Source organism: Rudaea sp. (assembly GCF_036383415.1).
In the GTDB taxonomy this organism is placed as follows: Bacteria; Pseudomonadota; Gammaproteobacteria; order Xanthomonadales; family Rhodanobacteraceae; genus Rudaea.
The window spans coordinates 1-7,669 of sequence record NZ_DASVOK010000103.1; the positions used below are offsets into that span (position 1 = coordinate 1).

5 protein-coding genes are annotated in these 7,669 nt (G+C 65.1%); 1 reads left to right on the top strand and 4 read right to left on the bottom strand.

Going from position 1 to position 7,669, the window contains the following annotated elements; translation table 11 throughout:
* Both VF497_RS03880 and VF497_RS03885 read right to left on the bottom strand, forming a co-directional pair.
* The coding region (locus VF497_RS03880) for a 2-isopropylmalate synthase (RefSeq protein WP_330886324.1) at window positions 1-1,593 on the bottom strand (1,593 nt) is incomplete at its 3' end.
* Between the two features lie 246 nt (window positions 1,594-1,839).
* Window positions 1,840-2,868, bottom strand: coding sequence for an aminopeptidase (locus VF497_RS03885; RefSeq protein WP_330886325.1), 1,029 nt, complete (start codon window positions 2,866-2,868; stop codon window positions 1,840-1,842).
* Between the two features lie 46 nt (window positions 2,869-2,914).
* Between VF497_RS03885 and puuE the strand changes: the two genes are divergently transcribed.
* Window positions 2,915-3,871, top strand: a complete 957-nt coding sequence (puuE, locus tag VF497_RS03890) for an allantoinase PuuE (protein WP_330886326.1) — start codon at window positions 2,915-2,917, stop codon at window positions 3,869-3,871.
* A 150-nt stretch (window positions 3,872-4,021) separates the two neighbouring features.
* Here the strand turns inward: puuE and VF497_RS03895 are convergent, their stop codons facing one another.
* Both VF497_RS03895 and VF497_RS03900 read right to left on the bottom strand, forming a co-directional pair.
* Window positions 4,022-6,955: a valine--tRNA ligase gene (locus VF497_RS03895; RefSeq protein ID WP_330886327.1), complete on the bottom strand. Its 2,934-nt coding sequence runs from the start codon at window positions 6,953-6,955 to the stop codon at window positions 4,022-4,024.
* 93 nt (window positions 6,956-7,048) lie between these two features.
* Window positions 7,049-7,669: helix-turn-helix domain-containing protein (locus VF497_RS03900; RefSeq protein ID WP_330886328.1), on the bottom strand; the 621-nt coding region annotated here is incomplete at its 5' end.

A 7,669-nucleotide genomic window follows, 5' to 3' on the forward strand; every position in this document is an offset into this window, starting at 1 on the left:
GCGATCGACATGGCGACCGACGCCGAAGCGCGCGCCGGGCGCATCCGCGTGCGCGGCCTCGACGATGACGACCGCATCGCCGTTCGCGGCACCGAGCTGCTCGTGGCTGTCGATGCGCAGCGACATCGGCAGCGCCTGCGCCGTCGCATCGAGCACGCTCGCGCCCTGGCCGCGCAGCATGTGCGACCGACCGTCGACCGCAACGTCGAGATCGATCGAGTGGCCCTCATCCGTCGCGCGCGCGTTGTGTGAGCGGTAGACGAAGCCGTTCGTGTCGTTCGCGCAGCTCAGGTAGGTGCGCTCGAACAGCTTCCACAGTTCCGGGCTGGTGATCTCCGTTTCGCTCGCGTCGGCATGCCGCTGCACGATCGAGGAGAACTCGATCTGCATGCGCCGTGGCAGGACGATGCCGTGGTCGCGTTCGAGCAGGTAGGCAATGCCGCCCTTGCCCGACTGGCTGTTCACGCGCACGATGCTTTCGTAGCTGCGGCCGACATCGGCCGGATCGATCGGAAGATACGGCATCTCCCAGAAATCGCCTTCCTTGCGTGCGGCGAAACCCTTCTTGATCGCGTCCTGGTGCGAGCCCGAGAACGAGGTGAAGACGAGGTCGCCGACATAGGGATGGCGCGGATGGATCGGCAGCTGCGTGCATTCCTCGGCGATGCGCGCGGTCGCGTTGATGTCGGAGAAGTCGAGACCCGGATGCACGCCTTCGGTATACAAATTCAGCGCGAGCGTGACGATGTCGACGTTGCCGCTGCGCTCGCCGTTGCCGAACAGGCAGCCCTCGACGCGTTGCGCACCGGCCAGCATCGCCAGTTCCGCGCAGGCGACGCCGGTGCCGCGATCGTTGTGCGAATGCACCGAGAGCACCACGTGCTCGCGCCGTTCCAGGTTGCGGTGCATCCACTCGACCTGGTCGGCGAAGACATTCGGCGTCGCCACTTCGACCGTGGTCGGCAGGTTGTGGATGATCGGCCGGCCCGGGCCCGCGTCCCAGGCGCGCGTCGCGGCGTTGCACGCGGCGAGCGAGACCTCGAGCTCGGTCATCGAGAACGTCTCCGGCGAATACTGCAGGCGCCAGTCGGTGCCGGGCCGCGCGTCGGTGAGGCGCTTGATCAGCGTGACCTGCGTGTCGACGAGCTTGAGCATCTCCTCGACGCCCATGTTGAACACGACGCGGCGCCACAGCGGCGCGGTCGCGTTGTAGACGTGGACGATGGCGCGCTTGGCGCCGCGCACCGATTCGATCGTGCGTTCGATCAGCTCCGGTCGCGCCTGGGTCAGCACCATCGGCGTGACGTCGTCCGGGATCAGGTCGTTTTCGATTAGGTGGCGGATCACGTCGAAGTCGATCTGCGATGCGGCCGGGAAGCCGAGCTCGATCTCCTTGAAACCGACGCGCACGAGCTCGTCGAACAGGCGCAGTTTCTTCGCCTTGTTCATCGGATCGAACAGCGCTTGGTTGCCGTCGCGCAGGTCGGTCGACAGCCAGATCGGCGCCGCGGTGAGGCGGCGGTTGGGCCACTGCCGGTCGGGCAAGTCGACGGTCGGGAAGGGGCGGTACTTGGTTTGCGGATTCGGGATCATGATTCGGCCATGGGTGTTGCGGGGAGAAAATTCGACGGCGCGCGTCTCTCCTGCCGACCTTCCGCGAAGGTCTGGTCGATGGCCGGGATCAGGGAGAGTTCAAGGCGCGCGTAGCGGATCCCGGCCGAGGGTAAGGTCGAGTCCAGGAAGGAGCAGCGATAGCGGCAGCATGCGCATGGACCGATTCTACAGACGCGCGCCGCTGCGTCGCAAGCGTCACGTTTTTGGACGTCTAGACGGCGAAATCTACCGAGCGACCGTCGCGGCCAGTGCCCGCAATCCTTCCTCGCGAGCAGTCTTGCCCAGGCGTGCCAGTTCGCCGGCACGCGCGTAAAACGCGATCCAGTCGTTCCCCGACTGCACGAACAATGCGGCGAACGCCGGCATCCAGCCGTCGTAGAGGCCGAACGGCAGCAGCGCCGCGTTGTTGATCGGGTTGGCGACGAAGGTGTCGTAGCGATGATCGTTTGGCCAGCGCGTGTCGCGCCATTCGGCGTAGCGTTTGCGGAATTCGGCGATCTCGTCCTGCTTGGCCGTTTCCATCGCCGCGACGTCGATCCTGCTCGCATAAAGCAAGCGCAGTCGTTCGCGCAGATCGAGCACGAGGCGCGCGAAGTCGTCGCCGGCGGCGCGATCGCGCTGCTCGTGCGCACTTTCGCCGCGCGCGTCGCGCCACTCGCGCAAGCCCTCATCTTGGACGAAGCTGGCGAACGACTCGTTGAACGCGGTGTCGTCCTTCACGTAAAGCTGCTGGTGTGCGAGTTCGTGGAAGAGCGTGCCGATCAGCTCGTCGTCGTCCCAGCGCAGCATCGTCGAGGTGATCGGGTCGGCGAACCAGCCCAGCGTCGAATAAGCCGTCACGCCGCCGACGTAGGCATCGTCGCCACGCGCTTCCAGCTTCGCCGCCTCCGCTTTCGCAAGCGCCTCGTCGAACCAGCCGCGATACGGCACGCAGCCGGCGATCGGAAAACAGTGCAGGATCGGGTCGACCGAGTAACGCGGCGCGGCGAACACGTTCCAGACGACATATGGCCGCTTCAGATCGACATAGCTCGTATAGCTGCGGTTGTCCGGCAGATGCAGATGGGTCGAGGCGAAACGGCGCGCTTCCTGCGTGAGGCGCAGGCGCGCGGCGAGTTTCGTGTCGGTCGCCGGATCGGCGATCACTTTCGCGATCGGCTCGCGTCCGCTCACGAGCTGCGCCTGACCGTGCGCGACGTGGGCGACGTAGCGCAGCGTCGAGCAGGCCGAGGTCAGGGTCGCGAGGATCGCCATCGTGAAGATACGAAGCCGGGGTCGCATTGTGCGATCATGCGGCGAAATGAACGCCTCCGCCAACTCTGCTTATCCCCGCGACCTGATCGGCTACGGCCGTGCGCCGCCACATCCGCGCTGGCCGGGTGGCGCGCGCATCGCGCTGCAGTTCGTGCTCAACGACGAGGAGGGCGCGGAGAATTGCGTGCTGCACGGCGACGCGGCGTCGGAAACCTTCCTGTCCGAGATCATCGGCGCGCAGGCGTTCCCCGCACGGCACATGAGCATGGAGTCGCTCTACGAATACGGCTCGCGCGCGGGCGTGTGGCGCGTGCTGCGCGCGTTCGAGGCGCGCAAGCTGCCGCTGACTGTTTTCGCTGTGGCGATGGCCTTGCGACGAAAACCCGAACTGCTCGCCGCGTACCAGGAACTCGGCCACGAGATCGCGAGCCATGGCCTGCGCTGGATCAGCTACCAGAACCTCGACGAGGCGACAGAACGCACTCACATCGCGCAGGCGACCGCGATCCTCGCCGAGCTCTGCGGCCACGCGCCGTTCGGCTGGTATACCGGCCGCGATTCGCCCAACACGCGTCGCCTCGTCGCCGAGCAGGGCGGTTATCTTTACGACGCCGATTCTTATGCCGATGATCTGCCGTATTGGGCGCAGGTCGATATCGTGCGTGACGGTGCGCCTGCGCGCGTGCCGCAACTGATCGTGCCGTACACACTCGACACGAACGACATGCGCTTTGCCGCGATGCAGGGCTTCAACTCGGGTACGCAGTTCTTCGATTATTTGAAAGACGCGTTCGACGTGCTCTGGCGCGAGGGCGATCCGAACGGCCTCGATGCGCCGAAGATGCTCTCGATCGGCCTGCACGCGCGCATCGTCGGCCGGCCCGCGCGCATCGCCGCGCTCGAACGCTTTCTCGACCACGTGCTCGTGCACGACAAGGTATGGATCTGCCGCCGCGTCGACATCGCGCGGCATTGGATGGCAACGCATCCGTTCACTGCATAGTGGTGCGAAAAGATGTCGCCCCCATGCCGCGCTGCCTTCGGTAGTGCGCGCGTCGTGCGTGCGACCCCGGGGCTTTTCCGGCACGCCCTCGCCGCGGCAAACGAGACCCGATGATTAAAAAACTAAAGCCAAGCAAAAGAGTTGCTGTGCTCAAGCTCCGCCAAGTTTTTCCAACTGCTCCTTCAAACCGCCCAGCATGGCTGTAAAGTCGGCAACACGCTGCTTTTCCTGTTCGACGACGGCCGCCGGCGTCTTCTCTCCGAAATTCGCGAGCTTCGCGCTCGACTTCGCGAGTTCACCGTCAAGGCGTTTGATTTCCTTTTCCAGCCGCGCCTTCTCCGCCGACAGGTCGATCAGACCGGCGAGCGGAATCAGCAGCTTCATCTCGCCGATGATTGCGGCAGCAGCGGCAGGTTCCGCTTCGCCTGCGCCGAGCCAACGCTGCGACTCGGCCTTGGCGAGGAAGGCGATTTGCGCGGCGAACTTGTCCGCGCGCGCGCGATCGCTTGCGTTGCCGTTCGCGTACAGCAACGGAATCGTCTTGCCCGGCGCGATGTTCATTTCGCTGCGGATGCGGCGGACCTGGGTCAGCACCGCACGCAGCCATTCGATGTCGCCGCTCGCGCTTGCATCGTCGGCGGGGAAGTCATCGGCGCGCGGATAGCTGCGCTGCGTGATGCTGGTTTCCTTCAAGCCGAGCAGTGGCGCGACTGACTGGTAGATTTCTTCGGTGATGAACGGCGTGATCGGATGCAGCGCGCGCAGTGCGGCTTCGAGCACGGCGAGTAGCGTGTGCCGCGTCGATTCCGCTGTGGCTCTGTCGTCGCCGCTGAGCGCGGGTTTGGCCAGCTCGACGAACCAGTCGCAATACTCGTTCCAGACGAATTCGTACAGCGCCTGCGCGACGAGATCGAAGCGGTACAGCTTCATCTGCGCCTCGACTTCGGCCAGCGCGGCACGCAGGCGCGCGACGATCCATTTCTCCGGTTCGGTCGCAAGCGTGAGTGGCGTGCCGGCGGCGACGGAATAGTTTTCGCAGTTCATCAGCACGAACCGCGCCGCGTTCCACAGCTTGTTGCAGAACGCCTTGTAGCCTTCGGCACGCTTCAAGTCGAAGTTGATCGTGCGACCGTAGGTCGCCAGAGCGGCGAACGTGAAGCGCAGTGCGTCGGTGCCGACCGCGGCGATGCCGTCGGGATAGTCCTTGCGAATGCGCTTCTCGACCTTCTCGCGCACCTGCGGGATCAGTAGCGAGGCGGTCGATTTCTTCACGAGCGCGTCGAGGGCTATGCCGTCGATCAGATCGAGCGGGTCGATCGTGTTGCCCTTCGACTTCGACATCTTCTGGCCTTCGGCGTCGCGCACGATGGCGTTGATGTAGACCTCGCGGAACGGCACCTTGCCGGTGAAGTACTGTGTCGCCATGACCATGCGCGCGACCCAGAAGAAGATGATGTCGAAGCCGGTGACTAGCACCGCGCTCGGCAGGAACGCCTGGTCCTGCGGCCAGTTCGCGACGACTTCGCCGCGTTCGTTCTTCACCGGCGCCTCGCTCGGCCAACCCATCGTCGAGAACGGCCACAGCGCGGAGGAGAACCAGGTGTCGAGCACGTCCTCGTCCTGTTTGAGCGCGCCGACCGGCTGCACGCTTGCGTGTGCGCGCGCGTCGGCCTCGTCTTCGCCGACGAAGATGTTGCCGGCCTCGTCGTACCACGCCGGAATCTGGTGGCCCCACCAGAGCTGGCGGCTGACGCACCAGTCCTGGATGTTTTCCAGCCACTGGTTGTAAGTCGTCGCCCAGTTTTCCGGCACGAATTTGATCTCGCCGTCGCGCACCGCGGCGAGCGCGGGCTCGGTGATCGCCTTGCGTCCGCCGGGGCCGGGCTTGCCGTCGACGCGCGTGTCGCTCGTCAGGTCGAGGAACCACTGGTCGGTCAGCATCGGTTCGATCACGGCGTCGGTGCGCTGGCTGATCGGTACCTGCAGCTTGTGCTTCTTCGTTTCGACGAGCAGGCCTGCGGCTTCGAGATCGGCGACGATTTGTTTGCGGGCAACAAAGCGATCCAATCCCTGATACTCCCCAGGAATGAACTTGGTGATGAAACCATCTTCAAAAGCAATCAGAGGGAGAGTCCCAGTACGTGGAACTTTGCCGTTTGCCCAAATTTTTTCTTCATCCTCGCGACTGATGATTTTCCCATCAAGTGTGAGCACGCTTTGCAATGGAAGACGGTGGCGTTGTCCCACGACATAGTCGTTGAAGTCGTGCGCGGGCGTAATTTTCACCGCGCCCGTGCCAAATTCTCGATCCACGTAGTCGTCAGCAATGACCGGAATTTTGCGGCCTGTTAAGGGCAAATCGAGCATTTTTCCGATCAGGTGCTGGTAACGCTCGTCCTCCGGATGCACCGCCACGGCGACGTCGCCGAGCATCGTTTCCGGGCGCGTCGTCGCAACGACAATGCCCTCGCCACCGTCGCTCGCGGGATAGCGGATCAACCAGAGCGATCCTTCCTTCTCCTGGTTGTCGACCTCGAGGTCGGACACGGCCGTCATCAGCACCGGGTCCCAGTTGACGAGGCGGCGGCCGCGGTAGATCAGGCCATCGCGATACCACTGCACGAACACGCGCTTGACCGCCGCGGACAGACCCGGGTCCATCGTGAAGCGTTCGCGCGACCAGTCGACCGAGGCGCCGAGGCGGCGCATCTGGTTGGTGATTGTCGAACCGGACTGGCCTTTCCACTCCCACACGCGCTCGACGAATTTTTCGCGGCCGAGGTCGTGACGCGACTTGCCGTCGACAGCGAGCTGGTTCTCGACGATCTTCTGCGTGGCGATGCCGGCGTGATCGGTGCCGCCTTGCCAGAGCGTGCGGAAGCCGCGCATGCGGTGGTAGCGCGTCAGCGCATCCATGGCCGTCTGCTGGAACGCGTGGCCCATGTGCAGCGTGCCGGTGACGTTCGGCGGCGGCAGCAGGATGCAGTACGGCGCGCCGTCGCCGCGCGGCTGGAAGTCGCCCGCGGCTTCCCACGCGGCGTACCACTTCGATTCGATGTCCCGGGGTTCGAAACTTTTTTCCATGACGATGCTGCCTGGCCCGCGCGAGACGCGGGCGCGATGAAAATGAGGGTCGTGTATTGTAACTGCGCGGCCCGCGCGGCGCGAAGCGCGGCCTTATTGCTTGCCGTCGCGGCGGCGGGCAAAACGATGCCGGTAGGCGCTGGGACTCAGCGAGAGGCGCCGGCGGAAATGGTGGCGCAGCGTCATCGCCGTGCCGAACCCGGCCTCGACAGCGATCTCGTCGATCGACAGCGCCGAGCTTTCGAGCAGTTCCTTGGCGCGGTCCGCGCGCGCGGCTGCGAGCCAGTCGCTCGGCGTCATTCCGGTGGCTTCGCGGAAACGGCGCAGAAACGTGCGCTCGCTCATAGCGACGCGGCGTGCCAGGTCGGCGACGCTGATCGGCGTTTTCAATTGCCGCTGCAGGCGATCGAGCAGCGCGGGCAGGCGCGCGTCGCCTTCGCGCCGGGCCACGGGACGCTCGATGAATTGCGCCTGGCCGCCGTCGCGATGCGGCGCGATCACCAGGCGGCGTGCGACCTCGTTCGCGATCTTCGGGCCGAAGTCGCGGCGCCCGATATGCAGGCACAGGTCGAGCCCGGCCGCGCTGCCGGCTGAGGTGAGCACCTGGCCTTCGTCGATGTAGAGCACGTCCGGATCAACACTGATGCGCGGATGGCGGCGCGCGAGCGCACCGGCATAGCGCCAGTGCGTCGTCGCGTGCTTGCCGTCGAGCAG